22 protein-coding genes are annotated in these 19560 nt (G+C 33.6%); 7 read left to right on the forward strand and 15 right to left on the reverse strand.

Annotated features, from left to right (window positions below):
- The first annotated feature begins 89 nt into the window (after positions 1 to 89).
- Positions 90 to 527 carry a universal stress protein gene (locus tag METIN_RS01560; RefSeq protein ID WP_013099728.1) on the forward strand — a complete coding sequence of 146 codons (438 nt, stop codon included), beginning with the start codon at positions 90 to 92 and terminating at the stop codon, positions 525 to 527.
- Here METIN_RS01560 and METIN_RS01565 read toward each other — a convergent pair.
- From METIN_RS01565 to gatD, 5 genes are read right to left on the reverse strand one after another with little or no spacing between them, the layout of a single operon-like run.
- Entirely contained in the window at positions 508 to 1683 is a 1176-nt protein-coding gene (locus METIN_RS01565; RefSeq protein WP_013099729.1) for a geranylgeranyl reductase family protein, read from the reverse strand. The two genes, METIN_RS01560 and METIN_RS01565, sit on opposite strands and share 20 nt — an antisense overlap.
- On the reverse strand, positions 1683 to 1859 hold the full coding sequence (locus METIN_RS01570; RefSeq protein ID WP_013099730.1) for an ATP-binding protein: 177 nt from the start codon (positions 1857 to 1859) through the stop codon (positions 1683 to 1685). Before METIN_RS01570 ends, METIN_RS01565 begins: the two co-directional genes overlap by 1 nt.
- Before the next feature lie 30 nt (positions 1860 to 1889).
- Positions 1890 to 2618, reverse strand: a complete 729-nt coding sequence (locus METIN_RS01575; protein ID WP_013099731.1) for a KaiC domain-containing protein — start codon at positions 2616 to 2618, stop codon at positions 1890 to 1892.
- 1 nt (position 2619) lies between these two features.
- On the reverse strand, positions 2620 to 2919 hold the full coding sequence (locus tag METIN_RS01580; RefSeq protein ID WP_013099732.1) for a hypothetical protein: 300 nt from the start codon (positions 2917 to 2919) through the stop codon (positions 2620 to 2622).
- Positions 2920 to 2937: 18 nt separating this feature from the next.
- Entirely contained in the window at positions 2938 to 4185 is a 1248-nt protein-coding gene (gene gatD / locus METIN_RS01585; protein ID WP_013099733.1) for a Glu-tRNA(Gln) amidotransferase subunit GatD, read from the reverse strand.
- Between the two features lie 115 nt (positions 4186 to 4300).
- Between gatD and METIN_RS01590 the strand changes: the two genes are divergently transcribed.
- Genes METIN_RS01590 through METIN_RS01600 form a run of 3 tightly spaced genes read left to right on the forward strand, consistent with a single transcriptional unit; the run spans position 4301 to position 7771 of the window.
- The gene (locus tag METIN_RS01590) at positions 4301 to 5827 is read left to right on the forward strand and encodes a type II/IV secretion system ATPase subunit (RefSeq protein ID WP_013099734.1); all 1527 of its coding nucleotides are present in this window, start codon (positions 4301 to 4303) and stop codon (positions 5825 to 5827) included.
- Between the two features lie 5 nt (positions 5828 to 5832).
- Positions 5833 to 6870 carry a type II secretion system F family protein gene (locus METIN_RS01595; protein WP_013099735.1) on the forward strand — a complete coding sequence of 346 codons (1038 nt, stop codon included), beginning with the start codon at positions 5833 to 5835 and terminating at the stop codon, positions 6868 to 6870.
- A 1-nt stretch (position 6871) separates the two neighbouring features.
- Complete coding sequence (locus tag METIN_RS01600) at positions 6872 to 7771, forward strand: type II secretion system F family protein (RefSeq protein WP_013099736.1); 900 nt, start codon at positions 6872 to 6874, stop codon at positions 7769 to 7771.
- On the opposite strand, the gene METIN_RS01605 is transcribed toward METIN_RS01600, so the two are convergent.
- Genes METIN_RS01605 through METIN_RS01630 form a run of 6 tightly spaced genes read right to left on the reverse strand, consistent with a single transcriptional unit; the run spans position 7757 to position 12755 of the window.
- Positions 7757 to 8257 carry a TIGR00295 family protein gene (locus METIN_RS01605; RefSeq protein ID WP_013099737.1) on the reverse strand — a complete coding sequence of 167 codons (501 nt, stop codon included), beginning with the start codon at positions 8255 to 8257 and terminating at the stop codon, positions 7757 to 7759. The genes METIN_RS01600 and METIN_RS01605 overlap by 15 nt on opposite strands.
- Positions 8254 to 8805, reverse strand: coding sequence for a transcription factor E (gene tfe / locus METIN_RS01610; RefSeq protein ID WP_013099738.1), 552 nt, complete (start codon positions 8803 to 8805; stop codon positions 8254 to 8256). Before tfe ends, METIN_RS01605 begins: the two co-directional genes overlap by 4 nt.
- The gene (locus tag METIN_RS01615; protein ID WP_332247459.1) at positions 8802 to 9842 is read right to left on the reverse strand and encodes an ATP-grasp domain-containing protein; all 1041 of its coding nucleotides are present in this window, start codon (positions 9840 to 9842) and stop codon (positions 8802 to 8804) included. Before METIN_RS01615 ends, tfe begins: the two co-directional genes overlap by 4 nt.
- Complete coding sequence (mptA, locus tag METIN_RS01620; RefSeq protein ID WP_013099740.1) at positions 9814 to 10755, reverse strand: GTP cyclohydrolase MptA; 942 nt, start codon at positions 10753 to 10755, stop codon at positions 9814 to 9816. The genes METIN_RS01615 and mptA overlap by 29 nt, the downstream gene beginning before the upstream one ends.
- Positions 10756 to 11970, reverse strand: coding sequence for an ArsR family transcriptional regulator (locus tag METIN_RS01625; RefSeq protein WP_048203505.1), 1215 nt, complete (start codon positions 11968 to 11970; stop codon positions 10756 to 10758).
- A gap of 5 nt (positions 11971 to 11975) precedes the next feature.
- Positions 11976 to 12755 carry a hypothetical protein gene (locus METIN_RS01630; RefSeq protein WP_013099742.1) on the reverse strand — a complete coding sequence of 260 codons (780 nt, stop codon included), beginning with the start codon at positions 12753 to 12755 and terminating at the stop codon, positions 11976 to 11978.
- A gap of 111 nt (positions 12756 to 12866) precedes the next feature.
- Between METIN_RS01630 and METIN_RS01635 the strand changes: the two genes are divergently transcribed.
- On the forward strand, positions 12867 to 13454 hold the full coding sequence (locus METIN_RS01635; RefSeq protein WP_013099743.1) for a SagB/ThcOx family dehydrogenase: 588 nt from the start codon (positions 12867 to 12869) through the stop codon (positions 13452 to 13454).
- A gap of 11 nt (positions 13455 to 13465) precedes the next feature.
- Positions 13466 to 13870 carry a hypothetical protein gene (locus tag METIN_RS01640; RefSeq protein ID WP_013099744.1) on the forward strand — a complete coding sequence of 135 codons (405 nt, stop codon included), beginning with the start codon at positions 13466 to 13468 and terminating at the stop codon, positions 13868 to 13870.
- Here METIN_RS01640 and METIN_RS01645 read toward each other — a convergent pair.
- Genes METIN_RS01645 through METIN_RS01660 form a run of 4 tightly spaced genes read right to left on the reverse strand, consistent with a single transcriptional unit; the run spans position 13862 to position 17514 of the window.
- Complete coding sequence (locus METIN_RS01645) at positions 13862 to 15067, reverse strand: peptidase U32 family protein (protein WP_013099745.1); 1206 nt, start codon at positions 15065 to 15067, stop codon at positions 13862 to 13864. The genes METIN_RS01640 and METIN_RS01645 overlap by 9 nt on opposite strands.
- The gene (locus METIN_RS01650; protein ID WP_013099746.1) at positions 15060 to 15968 is read right to left on the reverse strand and encodes a dihydroorotate dehydrogenase; all 909 of its coding nucleotides are present in this window, start codon (positions 15966 to 15968) and stop codon (positions 15060 to 15062) included. The genes METIN_RS01645 and METIN_RS01650 overlap by 8 nt, the downstream gene beginning before the upstream one ends.
- Complete coding sequence (locus tag METIN_RS01655) at positions 15940 to 17073, reverse strand: hydrogenase large subunit (protein WP_013099747.1); 1134 nt, start codon at positions 17071 to 17073, stop codon at positions 15940 to 15942. Before METIN_RS01655 ends, METIN_RS01650 begins: the two co-directional genes overlap by 29 nt.
- A 54-nt stretch (positions 17074 to 17127) precedes the next feature.
- On the reverse strand, positions 17128 to 17514 hold the full coding sequence (locus METIN_RS01660) for a toprim domain-containing protein (RefSeq protein ID WP_013099748.1): 387 nt from the start codon (positions 17512 to 17514) through the stop codon (positions 17128 to 17130).
- 35 nt (positions 17515 to 17549) lie between these two features.
- On the opposite strand from METIN_RS01660, the gene rqcH reads away from it, so the two are divergent.
- Positions 17550 to 19550, forward strand: a complete 2001-nt coding sequence (gene rqcH, locus METIN_RS01665; protein WP_013099749.1) for a ribosome rescue protein RqcH — start codon at positions 17550 to 17552, stop codon at positions 19548 to 19550.
- The last annotated feature ends 10 nt before the right edge of the window (positions 19551 to 19560 follow it).

Below are 19560 nucleotides of genomic sequence, written 5' to 3' on the forward strand. Positions count from 1 at the left end.
AAACAATTTTATTAAAAAATAACAACTTTTATAAGCCTTTACTTAAACATTTTAATAGAAAACCTAAAAATCCTGGAGAGGTTAAAAGTATGTACAAGAAAATTGTTGTCCCAACTGATGGTTCTGATGTGTCAATGAAAGCTTTAAAGCATGCAATATTTATAGCAAAGAATTTAGACTCTAAAATATATGGAGTGTATGTTGTTGATGTTTCCCCATTTATTGGCTTACCTATGGAAGGTAGTTGGGAGTTAATAACTAAGGTCTTAGAGGAAGAAGGAGAAGAGATATTAAATAAAGTAAAAGAGATGTGTGAAAAAGAAGGAGTAGATGTTGAGGTTAAAATGTTAGAGGGAATTCCTCCTGAAGAGATAGTTAAATTTGCAGAAGAAAAAGAAGCTGATCTAATAGTTATGGGAACCACAGGAAAAACAGGGTTGGAGAGGATATTATTAGGAAGTGTTGCTGAGAGAGTAATTAAAAATGCTCCCTGCCCTGTTTTAGTGGTTAAAAGACAAAGTCCTTAAAGTACTTTAAGAGCTTAGGCCTCATTAAAATCTTTTTAGCAAACTTTTTTAAGTCTATGTCCTCTAACTTCTCTCCTATAACCTCTGCCAACTCCTCTATTTCATCATCACTCAACTTCTCTAAAACCTTCCTATACTTTAGATGATTCATTAACATATTGTAATATTTCTCTTTCCATCTCTCCTCATAGGTTTTTAAAAATTCTTCACTCCAATCTTTATTTTTTATAGCTTCTCCAGCTACTTCCCCAGCTATTAAACCACAGTCCATAGCTAAGTAGATTCCTCCTCCTGTTAGTGGAGAAATTTGCCCAGCAGCATCTCCAACCACTAATAAGCCATCAGTGTAAGTCTTTTCAATAGGTCCAGAAACTGGAGCCCCTCCAACTTTAAGCTCTATAGGAGTAGCATTTTTTAGCCTATCTCTAACTAATTCATTCTCTAAGAAGTCATAGAGATAGTTAATAGCTTTTTTCTTCTTATCTCTAACCCCCAAGCCTACATTAGCAGCATCTCCCTTAGGGAAGATCCAGGCATAGCCTCCTTTAGCTATCTCATTACCAAAGTAAAATTCTAACTTATTTTTATCTATAAGTTCAACATTAACCATTTCAAACTCTGCACATGAGCAAACTTCTAAAGGCTTTTTTTTACTTTTCAGCCCAGCATATTCAGCTATGTTACTCTCAACACCATCAGCAGCTATAACTATCTTACTTCTAACCTTGTAAATTTCTCCTAAGTATTCAATCTCAACTAACCACTCATCTCCATCTCTTTCCAACCCAACAACATTAGACTTTACAGCAACCTTAGCTCCAGCATTAGCAGCTCTTATAGCTAAATATTTATCAAAAATTTTCCTCTCAACAACATAACCCTTAGCTTTATCAGATTCAACTAAAATTTTTCTTCCTGAGGGTGTAAAGATGTAGCCACCATTAACCTCTGATCTAATAAAAGAGCTGTCTAACTCTATTCCTAAGTTTTCTAAGCCAGGAATGGCTTCAGCACACCTTACAGGCTCCCCAATTTCCTGGGACTTTTCAACTAAAAGAGTTTTAGCTCCTAACTTACTTGATGCATATGCTGAACAACTTCCCCCAGGACCAGCACCTACAACTATGATGTCATAACTTTCCTTAAGCTCTCTCATTACTGTTTCACCTTTATAGCATCTAAAGGACAGACAACTTCACAGGCTTTACACTTCTTACACTTGTTTTCATTTGTGACAATAACCATATTCTCCATTAATTGCAAAACCATAGGCTCACAGACTCCTACACAGGCTCCACAGTAGCCACATTTTTGATAGTTAATCTCTATCATTCTTCTCCACCTTAAAAATTAAAATAGGGTTTATCTAACCTTTAATACTTTATCATGATAAACAATAATTCCTTCATCAGTTATCTCAAATGGATGTCTCTTTAGTGAATGACTTGTCCCCCTCATCTTCCAAACTATTAAACTTCTCTTTAACTCTCCATCAACCTCATCCAAATCTAATCTTATAATTCCATCAACAGCATGCTCTACCCCTGGCCCTCCAAAGCCCCTCTCTCCAACAGAGATCTGGGAGGTGAAGACTGCAGTACATCCTAAACCTGAGATAACCCTCTTTAATAAAAATACTGTCTTCCTTGCCATCATTGGTTTGTGTAAATAAAGGGTAGTGACTGAATCTATCCCAACCCTCTTAGCTTTAATGTCATTTATGGCTCTCTTTAATACATCTATTAACTCTCTCTCATCATTTGGATCAACAACTAAGTATTTTTCTCTCTTAGCAGCACTCCCTATACCATAGGTGAAAGCATCTACTATAGCAAACTTTCCTTCATCTTCAAATTTCTTAACATCCCATCCAAATTGCTTCATATTCTCTCTTATCTGTACTGGATGCTCCTCTAATGCCACTAAAACAGCTGGTTCATCATAAAGTTCAACCCCTTTATATAAAAATTGCTGACAAAATATAGACTTCCCTGTCCCAGGACCTCCAGAGAGGAGAACCACATTCCTCTCAGGAATTCCTCCATGTAAGATTTCATCCATCCCTGGAATTCCAGTTTTGACTCTCTTCATCTTACTCACCTCTTTCCTCATATCTTAATGACTTTAACTCCATCCTCTTCTCTGGGATATCATCTAAGAACATTAAAGAGCCTTCCACTTCAATGGCACAGATCTTAGCAGGGTCAATAATTGAGAAATACTTTTTCTCCATGTTCCAAACAAATATTGGATCCCTCTTACCAGTCCATAGATATTTAAGTAAGAGGTTTTTTAAATTAACAACTGCATCAAAGTCAAACTCTCCCTCAAAGCTGTTCCCTTCAAAGTGTATTCTTACAAATAACTTATCTACCTTTTTCCTCCTAACCATAATTACACCTAAAAATTTTTAGTAAGTGTCAAACCTACTTCTATAGCTAATCTCTCCAACTAAATTTTTACCCATTAATTCCTTAACCTCTTCAGATTTATAGTTTCCTAAGAGATACATAAGTTTAACATAAGCTACTTCTGGAAGCATGTCTTCACAGCCAATAACCCCTAAAGCTTTCAATTTCCTTCCATTGGAATAGACATTCATATTTACTCTTCCATTTATTGTTTGAGTGGTCATACAAACAATAACATTATTATCTATGGCATACTTAATATTATTAAAGATATATTCAGGAGCATGCCCTAAGCCAGTTCCCTCTAAAACAATTCCCTTATAACCCTTATCAACATAGTAATTTATTATCTCTCCATCCATTCCAGGGAAAACCTTTATTAGAGCTACTTTTTCCTCTAAGTTAGTATTTATCTCTATTTCTCCTCTCTTCTCAGAACTCTCAACCTCTTCTAAATACTCTATTCTCCTTTCCAAAGGATAGATCTTAGCTATTGGTAGAGAGTTTATAGATTTAAATGCATCTCTTCTTGAGCTATGGCTTTTCCTAACTCTAACCCCACTATGCAAGTAGCAAAAAGTATCTGAGCTTTCCCCATGCATCACTACATAAACTCCTCTAATCCTTTCTCTTGCAGCTAAAACTGAACTTAATAGGTTTAAATAAGCATCTGAGGATGGCCTATCACTACTTCTTTGAGCCCCAACTAAGATAATTGGAACATCTCCTTTAACCATAAAAGAGAGAGCTGCAGCTGTGTAGCTTAAAGTATCTGTCCCATGGGCTATAACTATTCCCTTAGCCCCTTCTTTAACCTCTTCTTCAATAGCCTTAGCTATCTCAGCCCAATAGCTTGGCTTCATATTTTCGCTTAATATGTTCATTACAGCCCTTCCTTTAATCTTAGCTATCTCCAACAGTTCAGGAACAGCTCTTATAAGATCTTCAGCTGTAAATGAAGGATGAACAGCTCCAGTTTCATAGTCAACCTTAGAGGCTACAGTCCCTCCAGTTGATAAAATAGAGATAAGCTCTTCCTCTTCACTCTCTATACTTATTGGTGGAATTTCATATTTAACTTCTCTTCTCTTTAATATTTCAACATCTAAAATTTTCTCTTTCAAAATTCCAATATTGTAGCCATTTCTCATTTTTATGGTTACAATATTGTTATCTACTGATGGTAAGATAAGCCCTTCAAATTCTCCATCTTTAGTTTTAATCCTTACATAGCTACCAACATCCAAACTTTTCACCTTAAAATTTTATATTATTAAACAATGTAATTACTAAAAATAATAAAATTTTTTTTATTATAATTAAGTTATAAAAAACTTTAAAATTATCTTAAGGTAGATAAAAATGGGTATCCTTGATAAGTTAAGAAAAGAACCTGATAAGAAAAAAGAGAAAATTTTAAAAAAAGATAGTGAGTCTGAGATTTTAGATAAATATAGTGTAAAAGTTGATGAAATTGAGTGTGAAGTATTTATAGTTAGGGAAGGAGGATTTACTTACTATAGAATTCCTGATGTAGATAAAATATATGAGTCTCTCAAAGAGTTGGAAAAGGGTAACTATTTTAACCTTATAAAAACCCAAATTACAGATCTTGGATTAGTAACTTATGAGCAAATTAGGGACTATATCCTAAACTTTTCTTTGAGATATGATATAAATATTCCAAATATTGATGAATTAGCCAAATTTTACTATTTATTGATAGGAAGGCTTGGACTATTAGAGATTCCTCTGAATGATCCTAACTTAGAGGAAGTTATGGTTAATGGTTATAATCATCCTGTCTTTGTTTTTCATAGGAAACATCAGATGTGTGAAACCAACATAGTGTTAGATAGAAATGAAGTAGATAGAATTATAGAGAGTATAGCCTCTTTAGTCAATAGAACTATAGATTCAAGGGTTCCTATGTTAGATGCCTTCCTACCAGATGGTAGTAGGGTTAATGCCACAACCTCAGACATTTGTATGAATGGAGCAACAATAACTATAAGAAAGTTCTCAAGAGAGCCTTTAACTGTTATAGACTTAATAAACTTTGGAACCTTAGATGTAGATACAGCTGCCTTCCTCTGGCAGGCTGTTGAAGGTTATTTTGGAGCTAAGCCAGCTAACTCATTGATTGTTGGAGGAACAGGTTCAGGAAAAACTACATTATTAAATGTTCTCTCTTTATTTTCTATGTATAATGAAAGAATTATTACTATTGAAGATACTCCAGAATTACAGATCCCACATAGGCATGTTATTAGGTTAATAACAAGGCCAGCAAGGCCTGGGATGCCAGAGTATGAAGTAACTATGGATGATCTTGTAAAAAATGCTCTTAGAATGAGGCCTGACAGAATATTTGTTGGAGAGGTTAGAGGAAAGGAAGCTTATTCCCTATTGGTGGCTATGAATACAGGACATGATGGATGCTCAGGAACATTACATGCCAATAGTGCAGATGAGGCAATATTAAGACTTCTAAGTCCTCCTATGAATGTTCCTCCTATTATGTTGAATTCTCTAAACTTCATTATAAACATCCAAAGAATTAGGAGAGGAGGGAAAACCCTTAGAAGAATATTAGGGATTATAGAAGTGTTACCAAGTGGAGGAGAAACTGAAATAGCAAAGACAACACTCTATGAATACAGTGCTACCAAAGACGGGCTGGAGAGGAAAGGAGTTTGTATGTGGGAAGAAGAGGTTTGTGAAATTGCTGGAATTTCAAGAGAAGAGCTTTTTAGAGACAGAAATATGAGAAAAAGACTTTTAACTTACTTATATAAAAATAATATTAGAAAGTTGGAGGATGTTGCAAAGTATATAAGAGAATTTCAGATAAATCCTGAGAATGCTCTTAAAAAACTTACAAGCTGATTTTTATGAAAAAAAATAAAAATAAAGTAGATAAAAAAAACTTTATTAAAGAGCTGAAAAAAAAGATTGATATATTTTTAGTTTATTTAGGTTTAAAAGTGCCTGACAGAGAGTTATTAAAAGAGTTAAAAAAAGAGAAAGAAGAAGAAAAATTTGAAATTGATGAAGACTTACTTTTAACTACTGAAGAAAGTATTGGTATAGAAAAATATGAAGACTTATTAATTCATGAGCCTGAAGATTTATTAGGAAAGGCTGCAGCTTCAATATCTTCAGCACTTAAAAGAAGGAAGTTGATAACTAAGTATGATTTAATAATCTTAGGATATAAGGATGAAATTGCCTATTTCAAAAAAGTTTTAATGTATGTTATATCAATATTCTTAATATTTGTATTTTTGGGAATTCTTGATAATAATATTATAGATGGGTTTTTTAAAGGGTTAATATTTAGTGTTATTCTCTTAGCCATCTCACCATTTTACCCAAGATTAAAATTAATAATTTTCAAAGGAGAAATAAAATTACAGATATTATTAGGATTACTTTATATGACATCTCTATTAAAAGCTGGAGCCTCTCTACCAGAAATACTAACAGGGTTAGCCAGAAGTAGAGAGTATGGAGTTTTGTCTTATGAAGCAGCTTTAATTATTAGAGATATAAATTCAGGAATGACATTTGAAGATGCTTTAAGGAGAGCCATAATAAGAACAACTATTCCATTGTTAAGGAAAGTCTTTGACCAAATGATTATTGGTTATAACAAAGGAAATTTATCTCTCTTATTAGAAAAATTGTATGAAGAGATTGTTAGAGAGTCTTTATCAAAGTTAGATACTTCAAAGTTTATGATCCAGAATCTTGGAAACTTAGCCTTTGGGGTGGGTTTAATAATGCCATTTAGTGGGCTTATTATGTCTGCTATGATTTCCAACCAAGGTTTTAGTGGGATATTAAATGCTGTTAATTTCTTAATGCTAAACTTAGGACCAATCTTAGCTATCATATTTGGAGTATTTGTAAAAATGAAGGTGGAATAAATTGAAATACTTAGAATTAATTTATAAAAGAGTAATAAAAAGAAATTTATTAATCTTTAAAAAGTTAGGGAAAAGTTTTGATGAAAAAAAATTTTTCCTAATGTTAGCTTTCTCTGTTATTATTCCTATAATTCTCTCAAGACTACTTAATTTAAGTTTTAAATCCACCATAATCATGACTCTTCTCTACTTTGGAGCAGCTCTTTCTCTACCTTCAATACTTTATGAATCTAAGATGGAGAAGTTAGAGGAAAATTTACCAAAGGCTCTTTATATTATTGTATTAGCTTTAGACTCTGGAAGATCAATTAATGAAGCCCTACATGAAGTTGTTAGAGCCAATATTAAAGAGGTTAGCCCAGTCTTTGCAAGAGTTCTTTATTTAATAGAAAAGCAGAAGTTAAGCTTTGAAGATGCCATGACAATAGTTTCAACATTCTATGACTCAAAAATTCTAAGAATGTTAGGAAAAATCATGATTGAAAATAGAAAGTTTGGAGGAAATCTATCAGAAACTTTAAAGACATTAGCTAAAACATTAGAAGACTTTAGATTATACAAGAGGCAGCTAATGAGTGTTACAGCTAACAGCTTGGCTATGGGTTTCATCATGATCTGCTTAGTTGTCCCAGGTGTTGCAGCACTTTTAGCCTCTTACTTAATGGTGCTTGGTAAAACATTGCCTGGGGTTGGTAATATTCCTCAAATAAATCCTGAGGATATTAAAAGATGTTTAGATGTTATTCAAATGGGAAGTGTTGTAGTTGGAGCTCTCTTCTCTGTCCCATTGTTTGGATTTAAAATTAATAGAATGCTCCTAATTTCAGCCATAACCATGACAGGAAGTATGTTAGTGTTTTACTTAATGATCACCATAGGCCCTATGTTATTCTCTCAGTAAATTTATAATTTCTTCATCAAGCTTAACTATCCTCTTTATCACTTCTTCCTCAGCTCCTCTACTTCTAAATTTATCTAAAACCTTTGATAGAGGAACTCTCTTAGTGCCAAAGATTAAGTTGTCAGCATGAGCCACTATTTTCTCTTCTAAGGTTGTTGGCACAAAATCCTTATAAGGAAGGCCAAATTTTAAAGCCTCTTCTCTTGTAATTCCAGCTCCTATATGTCTCTCAGCTATTAAACAAAGTTCTTCATCAAACCCATATTTTCTTAAAATTTCTCCTCCTATAACCCCATGATCTATTTTATGACTCTTAGATCTCCCTATGTCATGTAGTAAAGCTCCAAGCTTAACAAGTTTAACATCTACATCATGTCCATTATTCTTTATTCTTAGAGCTAATTCATAAGCATAGTTAGAGACTGAGAGACAGTGTTTAACAACATCCTCTGAGCATAGACTTTTTAACAACTTAAGAGGCTTCATGTTTTTACCTTACCACTATTAATAATTGGATTCTTCTTTAACTCCTCTTTTAAAAATTTTATTTGCTCTTCCAACTCTTTTATAATTTCAGAATTGTCAAATTCCTTTAACTGAGAGCCACAGGCTGGACACTGGAAGTTAAAGTCCATAGCCTTATCAAAGGGAATCCTTATATTACATCTCTCACAGTAAAAGAAGACATTTTCTTTTTCATATCTTAATCTCTCTTCAAGTTCTTTAATTAGCTCAAGCACTCTCTTTTTTAAAACATATGGAAGCTTTTCAATGGTTGGCTTCCAAGTGTAATAAAACCAATTCCTATCCTCTTCCTTCCACTTTCTATAAGCTACTAATCTTGCATCATAGAGCTTATAGAGTAATTTCCTAATGATATTAAGCTTTAGTCCAAGCTCTTTAGCAAGTTCTTCCTCTGTAACCTCTCCTTTATCAAGTAAAACTTTTAATAACTCAAAACCAGTCTCATCTCCCTCAAACACATTAAAGAGGAATTCCTGAACTAATGGATCCTCTAAAAATCTTTTTTTCATATGCACCACTCATAAATCTTTTTTATCACACTTTTTAAATTTCTGTTAGCTATTACTGTAGCTAATGGCTCCCCCTTCTCTATTATGGCTCCAAATTTAGGGATGTCAAAAACAAATTTACATGGCTTAATCTTAGCTCTAACCCTTCTCTTAGAAAAGACTATCCTCTTTATAACTGTACTTTTAGGCTTAACCTCTAAATTATTTATTAAAGCCCTTGATAGGTTAGTTTTAGAAGCCATTTCAATAGTCTCAAAGGTTCCTAAGAGCCTTGGGTTTATGTCTAAAATAAAAACATTATTATCTTTAAGAATAAAATCAACTCCCCACATTCCTTTAATGTCAAAAATCTCCTTAATATCTAATAATTTCTTCCAAATCTCACCATTTAAAGGATATGGAGTTCTGTTTCCAGAGTATAGTCCATTAATTATAATTTGTTTGTTGTAGCATATAAATATGTTGTTTATGAAGTTTGCACTAAAACTTTTTCCTTCAATAAGCTCTTGAATTAAAATAGGAAACTTAATATTTTTTAAATTATCTAAGGAAGTTATTTTCCTTATAAAACCTCCACTTCCAGAGGGTGGTTTAACAACAGCTTTATTAAATTCATCTAAAAATTTCTCTAAGTCTTTATAATTTTTAGCTACTCTAAACTCTGGAACTTCATAGCCTAATCTCTTTAATTCTCTATAAATTCTTGGTTTGTAGCTAAGCTCTTTAATTTTCTTTGGCTCAGTGCCAAGGACATTATCCCAATCATAAACCTTAGAATTCTCTCTTTCAAAAACTCCAGAGCCTATTAAAATATAGTCAAACTCTTCATGAATTTCATTAACTTTCCTTGTTAAAAGCTCCTCTCTATAATTCTCTGAAAATTTACCATGTCTATCTTTATTTATAAAATAGTATATTTCATCTGCTAAGAGATCCTCAGGAGCATAGTAAGAGACTGAGCAAACATAATAGTTAGCTCTCTTTAAAGAGTTGGCTATAGGCCTTGTATTAACTCCCACTACTAACACTTTCATCATTTAACTCCTTTCTCAGCTCTTCTATGGTTGAAATCTTCTGAGCAAAGGCATTATGCCTATGAATACTCTCTTCATTGATTTGAGTGATTTGCACTAAGGTGTTGTTGGGGAGGTTAAGCTCTAAAATCCTCTTGGCCATCTCTCTAACACAGTCTTCAACAAACTTAGGATTTTTGTGAGAGGAGATGACAACAAACTTTTCATCCTCTCTCTTTAATAGGCCAAAGATTTCAGAGCTCATTGACTTCTTAATAATATCTATAATCTTTGTAACCTCAACATCAACATCTTCATCCACTTCTAAGATAACCTTCCCTACCCCCCTCTGATTGTGGGAGGCAAAGATTACTGAATTCTCAATAATCTTTAATTCCTCTTCACTAAACTTCTCTCTAAGTTTATTTAAGCACTCCTCCTTAACAAGGTTTTGAGCACAGGGGCAGACAGTTAAGCCAGTAACTTCAGCCCCTATAATTTTTCTAATTTTAATTTTATTGTTCTCTCTAACTCCTTTAGCTCCTCCAATGATCTTATGAACCTCTTGGCTTCTCTTCTTTGATACTGGGGAAAGTTCTTCAACCATGTAGTCAGCTTCCATCTCCACATAGGCCTCTGTAGAGTACTCATGCTTATGAAGTAACTTTTTAACAATCTCTACACAGAGGTTTTCTATTGAGTAACTCTCCTCTTCTAAGGCTTCAGTTATTATCTCCTCAATAACCTCTGGATGTCTGCTCATGTGAATTCCTTTCTGGTTAGAGGGAAGATTAACAAAAACTGAAAAATTGGCCATTAATATTATAGGTCTTTTCTTCTTTCTTTTTATTCTAACCAATTTTTTTAGGTTAGTTATTCCAACCCTACTAAGAGGAATTTTTATATTTGGCTCCATACTTTGGATATCACATCTCATTTAATCACCCTTTAAAAGAACCTCCCTCAATTCCCTTGATAAAATATAATAAACATTATTCCCTTCTCTCTCTTTGTAGATATAACCCATCTCACAGATGTCTGAGAGATGTGTCCCTATAGTTCCAGGAGACTTTTTTAAATACTCTGAGAGCTGTGTTACTGTTGCCTTTCCTCCAAGCTTGGCCATGGCTTTAACAATCTCTGACTGTGCTGGAGTTAGATGGTTTAAAATTTGATGTCCCACACTTATCCCTAAGGTGTGTATAGCTTCAGTAACAATCTTCTCATCTATCTTTGTTAAATTCTTTTTTATAGCTATGGAAATGGATTCTGAGCATGTCATTATTATCTTCCTTGGAATCCCATCACACTCTTCAACAATCTTATCTATAGCTTCCTCAGTGAAAGGCTCAAACTCCTCAGCCCCTTCAGTGTGAGCATCCTCTAACCTTCTCTTTATTAAGTCATAAGACTCTTCAACTGAGAGAGGAGGCATATTAATAATCTTTGGAATCCTATCCTTAATTGGTGGAGAGATTCTTGTTAAGTTATCCATCAGTGTTGGAGAGCCAGCCATGAAGGTTAAGATTCCTTCCTCATATAAAAAAGAGTGGAAGAATTGTAATAAAGAGAGACAGCTCTTTTTAGCAAATTGGTCAGCTTCATCTATTAAAACTATGCATAGCTTATCAGGATCCTTAACCTCATCAATTAAATATTGTAAGTCTCTCTCTATCCTCTCCCTTGGATAGTGAATAGGAACCTTATCCCCATAGTTGTTTAACATCTTGTACATCTCTAAAATTTTTGGAGAATACTCTAAATACTCAGTTTTTATAGTGCCACACATACTTATAATATTCTCAGTTAATATATTGTAAAGGAGTTGAATTAAAAACTGCCTTGGAGTCACTTGAGAAGCTGTAAGCTCTACAACCCAGTGCCCCTGCTTTTTTGTGGCATAGTAAATAATGTTAAGCATTGAGCTCTTTCCTATCCCCTTAGTCCCAACAATTGCAGCATTTGCCACACTTCCATGCATGGCTGAACCTAAAATTTCCCCAATCTCCCTTAACTCTGAAACCCTTCCAACAAAGAATTTAGTGTTTCCCCTTATAGGCTTTTCAGAAAAGGGATTATACTTTAACTTTAATTTTAGCATTGTGTTTTTAATAGAACTTGCAGACTTCTGTATAAATTCTATTGGATCCATAAAAATCATCTTAAGCTCTCTTTTATCATATTTATCTTTTCCCTCATTCTATAATTTCCAACCTTTCTGGCTAAGGAAAGGAGAGAGTTAAACTCCTCATTTATATTTCTTATTATATTCTCTTCCAATCTAAATATCTTCAAGTTAATTAAAAAGAGGGTTTCATAGTCTATTGATGACAGATACTCCTTTTTACTGATCTCTTCTTTGATCATCTCCAAGGTTTCTATTAAAAGCCTTTTAGTTTCTAAGAATTTCTCATTAACTTTCCTCCTCTTTCTTCCTAATAAGAGGAGTTCAACTTCCTTTTTTAGCTCATTTCCTCCAATTTTTAAAGAGAGCATAACAACATCTCTTATTTCAGCCTCAATACTTGTTACTATGTTTGATGCCAACCTCTCAATCTTAAAATTTATGACAGTTAATAAATAATAGTCTTCCTCAGACTTAAAAGGTTTCTTATCAATATAGTTCTTTAGATATTCTAATATATCAATTATTTTATTTATTTTTTCCCTCTCACTCCTTTTTAACTTCTTACTACTCTCAAATAAAATATATTTAATCTCCTTTCTTAAGTCATGATCAGCAACTTTCTTAGCTACTTCAAAAATTTTCTTTGAGATTGGAATTATATCCTCTTCTAACATCTTTCCCTCTTCCAAGTAGTTAATTAAAAATTTGATAACAGCCTTCTCATCCTTCCCTTTAGCATATCTTCTTAAGATTTCTAAGATTCTAATAAAGTCTTCAGTAATCTCTACCTTACTTTTCTCTAAGATCATAATAGACACTATTTATAGTTTTAAATTTATAAATTAATATTGAGTATAATTTTTATACTTTAATTTGGTTAAAGTTTTTATTTAGCTATTAGTTTTTGTGAGGGGAAATTAATGGAGATTCAATTACCTGAAATAGTTAATGTAAAGTTAGAAGATGTATTATTAAAAAGGAGATCTGTAAGAGAATACTTAGGAGCTCCTTTAACTATAAGAGAGCTCTCCCATATATTATTTGCTGCCTATGGAATAACAAATGAGAAAGGGTTTAAAACTGTCCCATCTGCTGGAGCTACATATCCACTTAATATATATGTGAATGTTAAGGATGTTGAAGGAATTCCTGAGGGAATCTATAAATACATTCCAGAGAGACACTCAATTTTAAGAGTCTCTGAGAGAGAATTAAGTTATGAGTTAGCTGTAGCTGCTTTAAGACAGATGTTTATAGCTACAGCTCCAATAGTTTTAATTATAGCTGCAAAGTTTGAAAGAACCACATCTGTTTATGGAGAGAGAGGTTATAGATATGTCCATATGGAAGTTGGACATGTTGCACAGAATGTTTATTTAATGGCTACATCCTTAGGCTTAGGAACAGTGTCAATAGGAGCCTTTATTGATAGTGAGGTTGAAGAGATATTAAAGGGAATTGTTGATGGTCATGTTCTATTATTAATGCCTGTTGGTAGAAAACCATAAAAAGGGATTGGATGGAAGAGGCTAAGATTTCCTTACCTCTATCTGGGAAATTAGGCTCTTTATGGTTAGAGGGAAAGGTTAAGATGTATAAAGTAGATGATTTAAAAGAGATCTTAGATATTGTTAGCAAAAATGATAAATATATAATTTTCCCTCTCTTGGAAAAGGAAGAAGTAGATCTTAACTGTGAGAACCTAATTGAGGGCTCAAATTTTATCTGTAATGAAAAGCCAATCTTAGAAGAAGAGTTAAGTGATGCTGAAACATTGTTAAAGGCTATAAATCTTATAATAACTCTTGAAACACTTGTTGATGGAATTATTGTTTTAAGTAGTAATGAGGAAAAGTTAAAGATATTTACAGAGAATATTTTAAAGTATGTTGTCCCCAAAAATATTATTTGGATTTTAATTTAGTTTTTTAAGTAAATAGACTTTATCTCCCTCCCTAACCCTATTCTTAACTTTAACTCCTACTCTACACCTCTCAGCCTTATCAACAAATTTATGGTTAATTTGCATCTCCTCAACTTTCTCCTCAACACAGCCAGTAGTTTTTCCAATGATTAAGATGGTGTCTCCAACCTTCAGTGATCCATAAAGCTCTATCTCAGCAACACCTATTTTTTTGTAGTAATTAACAACCCTTCCAATCTCAACCTTTCTATAGTTAGAGATATTTCCCTCTCTTTCATATTGGAAGTCTGGCTTATCTCTAAAGTAAAAGCCTGTATCATAACCTCTATTATAAATCTTGTTAAGCTCTTTTTTAAAATAGTTTAATTTTTCATAATAAGTATTGTCAAAAACTGAATCTATAGCCTCTCTGTAAATTTTTGTTACTCTCATCACATAGTCAGCATTCTTAGCCCTACCTTCAATTTTAAAAGAGTCTAAAACTTCCATCAGCTCTGGGATATGCTCAATCATACAGAGATCCTTAGGAGAGAGTAAATATTTTCCTTCACATACTAACTCATAAGTGCCATCAAAGTGCTCATTTATTAACTTCCATCTTCTCCTACATGGTTGTAAGCACTCTCCACAGTTTGCATGCTTATTAAAGAGATAAGAGCTTAAAAAGCATCTTCCACTTATTGCCACACAGAGGGAGCCATGAACAAAGCCCTCTAACTCTAAATCAACTTTATCCTTCTTTAAATTTTCCCTAATTTCTCTTATCTGACTTAAAGAGAGCTCTCTTGATAAAATAACTCTCTTACAGTACTTACTATAAAATTTGGCTAAGGAAGAGTTTGTTATATTACACTGAACACTTGCATGAACCTCTAAGAACTCTTTGGCAATTTCCATTAGAGAGATGTCTGTTAAAATGACAGCATCAACCTCTATAGAATTTGCAAAGTCCAAGATTTCATAAGCCTTCTTTAGCTGATCCTCATAGATGACAGTATTTAAGCATAAATAAACTTTTTTATCTAAATCTTTAGCAATCTTAACCCCTTCCTTAAGCTCCTCTCTTGTAAAGTTCTTAGCATTAGCTCTCATGCTGAGCTCTTTTAAACCACAATATACAGCATCAGCTCCATACTTAAATGCTGTTACAAGGCAAGTTAAATCTCCTGCTGGAGCTAAAAGTTCAGGTTTATTCATGGGCTATCCCAACAATTTCCTTTAGTTTTAAGTTCTCTTCTATTAAAAACTCTTTTATCTCATCACATATCTTTTTAAAGACATCATAGCCTCTGAAATAAACAGCACTTCCAACTTGAACAGCTGAAGCCCCAGCCATCATATACTCTATAGCATCCTCTCCTGTAAAGATGCCACCAACCCCTATAATTGGTTTGTCAAAGTTTTCATATAAGTCATAGACAATCTTAACACCAATTGGCTTAATAGCTTTCCCACTCAAGCCTCCAAATTTGTTAGATAGGATTGGCCTCTTAGCTTTAATATCTATCTTCATCCCTCTAACTGTATTTATTGCCACAAAGCCATCAACTTTAGCATCTACTAAAGCCTCAGCTATCTCTAAGATGTTAGAGACATTAGGGGTTAGCTTAGCAAACACAGGAACTTTAACCTCTTCCTTGACAGCTTTACATACTTTATAGGATAACTCAGGATCCTGTCCTATTGTTGCTCCATAACCCTTAGCATGGGGGCAAGAGATGTTAAGCTCTATTATATCTACATAATCCTCTATCTTCTTAGCCACTTCTCTAAATTCATCTTCATCCTTTCCATAGATAGAGCCAATAATTCTAACTCCCATCTTCTCTATTCTTTTCTTAGCCTCTCTTAACTCTTCTATATACTCATCAACTCCAGGATTGGGTAAGCCCATGGCATTTAATAAACTGTCTTCCAACACAACTATTGTAGGATTCTTATGCCCAGGATTTGGCTTTAATCCTATTGACTTAGTTGTTACAGCTCCAGCTCCTTCCTTGGCCATTCTAACTAATGAACTTCCAGTTTCTCCCATTATGCCACTTGCTAAGAACACAGGATTTTTAAACTTAATTCCTAAGATTTCTGTCCCTAACATGCTCTACCTCTTTTTTAAATACTGCTCTATCTGTACAGGTGAAGCATGGGTCACAGCTAACTATGATAGGCTCAGCATCTGAAACATGATGACCAGGAAGAATAGCTTCCATGGTGGCTAAGTTGGTTAGTGAAGGAGTTCTTATTAACACTTGCCTAACTCTCCAATTTTCATCTAAACCATAGCCATATAAAACTACTCCCCTTGGAGCTTCATGATAGATATCTAAGGGTTTAAATTCTCTAAGTGTATAGTTAGGATTATAAACTCTATCCTCCATCTCCTTAATGTCCTCTAATGCCTGTCTAAGTATCTTTATGGATTCAAAGCACTCATAAAATCTAACTAATAGCCTTGCTAATATATCTCCATCATCTAATACAATTTCTTCAAACTCAAAGTTATTATAGATTGGCATATAATCTCTCTTTCTTAGATCACAAGACAAACCAGAGGCTCTTGCAGTTGGCCCTGTTGCATGATACTTTATAGCTGTTTCTTTATCTAAATAACCAACCTCTTTAGTCCTTGCTAAAATCATAGGATCCTTTATAGTTCTATTCAATAACTTTTTAATCCCTTCTTCTAAGAAATCTAACTTCTCTTCCAGCCAAAAGGTTTTTTTAATGTTACACCTTGGCCTAACTCCTCCAATAACTGGGCAAGAGTATTGAACCCTTCCACCAGTTATATATTCTAAAGCTTTTAAAACATGCTCTCTAATCATAAAAGCTCTATAAGCCATTGTTTCAAATCCTAAAACCTCATACATGTGAGCAAAGAGTAAGAGATGGGAGTGGAGCCTCTCAAACTCTTCAACTATAGCCCTTATATACTCTCCCTTTATTGGAACATCTATAGAGCAACCTTTCTCAGCAACTCTGACACAAGTCCAGACATGTATATGAGAGCAAATTCCACAAACTTTTTCTGCAAGGTTTGTTATTTTCTCTGGTGGTAATCCTTCCATTATAAGCTCAATGCCTCTATAGTTAGAGCCTATAGTTAGCTCAGCATCTCTAATAATTTCATCCTCAATGAATAGCCTTAACCTGTGTGGTTCTAACATAGCTGGATGTACTGGCCCTATAGCTATCTCTTCCATTCTCTCCCCAAGAAATTTATCATTATTAATAATGATAGATTATGATAAAAAATTTTACCACAACCTCTTATTTATATAAGAGAATAGGCTTTCAATATCCCTTATTCCACTGTTGGTATAAATAAAAATCTCTTTCCTAATTTTGGTATTAACCTTTATTCCCCTCTGTCTGAACTCTTCAACTATTGCCTTTGCTAACTTTCTCCCTCTCTTATCAAAGTCAGTTAATAAGATAACCTCTTTAACTCCCAAAGAAATTAGTTCATCAGCTATTAGATAAATTGGGGTCTTTGCTATAACAATAAATGTAGCTTCAATCCCTAACCTCTCTAAGCTTTCCACATCTCTAATTCCTTCAACAACAATAGGCTTATCTTCAGCCTCAATCTTAAGCTCTTCAATAACTTCTAACAACCTCTCAAAGTATTCATCTCTTCTCATAGTTGATCAAAAAATAGTTTTTTAGGTGTTGTCTTATGAAAAAGGAAATTACTAATGTTGACCTCTGCTCAATAGTAAATGAACTGAAATTCTTAGAGGGAGGGAGATTTGATAAGGCCTTTTTAATTGACAAAGATGATAATAGGGAGTTAATAATTAAGATACATAAGGATGGTAGTAATGAATTGGTTATAAGTGTTGGGAAATATAAATATGTTACTCTAACCAGCTATGAGAGAGAAAAACCTAAGCTCCCTCCATCCTTTGCCATGCTTTTAAGGAAGTATTTAAAGAATGCTAAGCTTTTAAGAATTGATCAGGTTGAATTTGATAGAATTTTACTCTTAGAGTTTTCCATTGGAGAGAAGAAATATAAGATAATAGCTGAACTCTTTAAGGATGGGAATATAATATTCTTAGATGAAGAGGACAATATAATAGCTCCTCTAAGAGTTGAAGTCTTTAGTAACAGAAAGATAGCTCCAAAGGAGAAATATCAGTTTCCTCCACAGAAGCCCTTAAGCTTGAATAAGTTAGAGTATAGTATAGCCTATGAAATCTTTAAAGATTTCTTTGAAAAAAATAAAGAGGTTGAATGTGTAAGATTAGTTTCAAGAATCTTAGGGATTGGAGGATTGTATGCTGAAGAGATCTGTGAGAGAGCAAATATAGATAAGAAAAAGAAGAATTTGAGTGAGGAAGAGATTAAAAAGTTATTTTTAACAGCTAAAGAGCTTTATGAGGAAGTTGTAAGAAATAGAAAGCCAAACATAGTTATTAAAGATGGTGAAGAAGTTGATGTTGTCCCTATAGAGTTAAGAAAATATAAAGATTATGAGAAAAGATACTTTAACTCCTTCTATGAGGCATTAGATGAATACTTTGCCAAGTTTTTAACAAGTGTTGAAATTAAGAAGGAGAAGTCCAAGTTAGAGAAAGAGATTGAGAAGCAAGAAAGTATTTTAAGAAGACAGTTAGAAACTCTAAAGGCTTATGAGGAAGAGGTTAGGAAGAACCAAATTAAAGGAGATTTAATTTATTCTAACTATCAGCTGGTTGAGGAAATATTAAATGCTATTAGAGTGGCTAAGGATAAAAAGGGATGGGAAGAGGTTAAGAGAGTTATAAGAGAGAATAAAGAACACCCAATTATAAAGCTTATTGAAGGGGTTAATGAGAAGAAGGGAGAGATTATAGTAAGGCTAAGCTCTGATCTTGATGGGAAGATAGAGGAGAGAGTTGTCTTAGACATAAGAAAGAGTACATTTGAGAATGCTGAATCTTACTATAATAAAGCTAAGAAGTTTAAGAGTAAGATAGAGGGGATAAAGAAGGCTATAGAGATGAGTAAGAAGAAGTTGGAAGAGCTTAAGAAGAAGAGAGATGTTGAGATAGAGGAAAAGAAAGCTCTGAAGAAGAAGGTTAAGAAGGAGAGAAAGTGGTATGAGAAGTTTAAATGGACAGTTATTAACAACTTCTTAGTCATAGCTGGAAAGGATGCTATTACAAATGAGATTATTATTAAAAAATATACTGATAAAGATGACATTGTCTTCCATGCTGACATACAAGGGGCTCCTTTTACAGTGATAAAAACTAATGGTAGGGAGGTTGATGAAGAAACCTTAATGGAAGTGGCTAAATTCTCTGTCTCTCACTCAAAGGCTTGGAAGTTAGGTTATGGAGCCTTAGACACTTACTGGGTTAAGCCTGACCAGATATCAAAAAGAGCTGAGAGTGGAGAATATTTAAAGAGGGGAGCATTTGTTATTAGGGGGAAGAGAAATTATATAAGAAATGTTCCTCTTGAACTTGGAATTGGGGTTTTGGAATATGACAACTCCATAAAGATAACAACAGCTCCACCAGACACTTTAAAGAAACACTTTATAAAGTATGTCTTACTAAAACCTTCAAATAAGGATAAGGGGAAAGTGGTTAAGGAACTTAAAGAGATTTTTAAAGAGTATGATGTAGATGATGAAGATATCTTAAGTGTTTTACCACCAGGAGGTTGTGAAATTAAAAGACAATAAAAAGGGTTGA

The sequence above is a fragment of the Methanocaldococcus infernus ME genome, assembly GCF_000092305.1.
In the GTDB taxonomy this organism is placed as follows: domain Archaea; phylum AGJL01; class Methanococci; order Methanococcales; family Methanocaldococcaceae; genus Methanocaldococcus; species Methanocaldococcus infernus.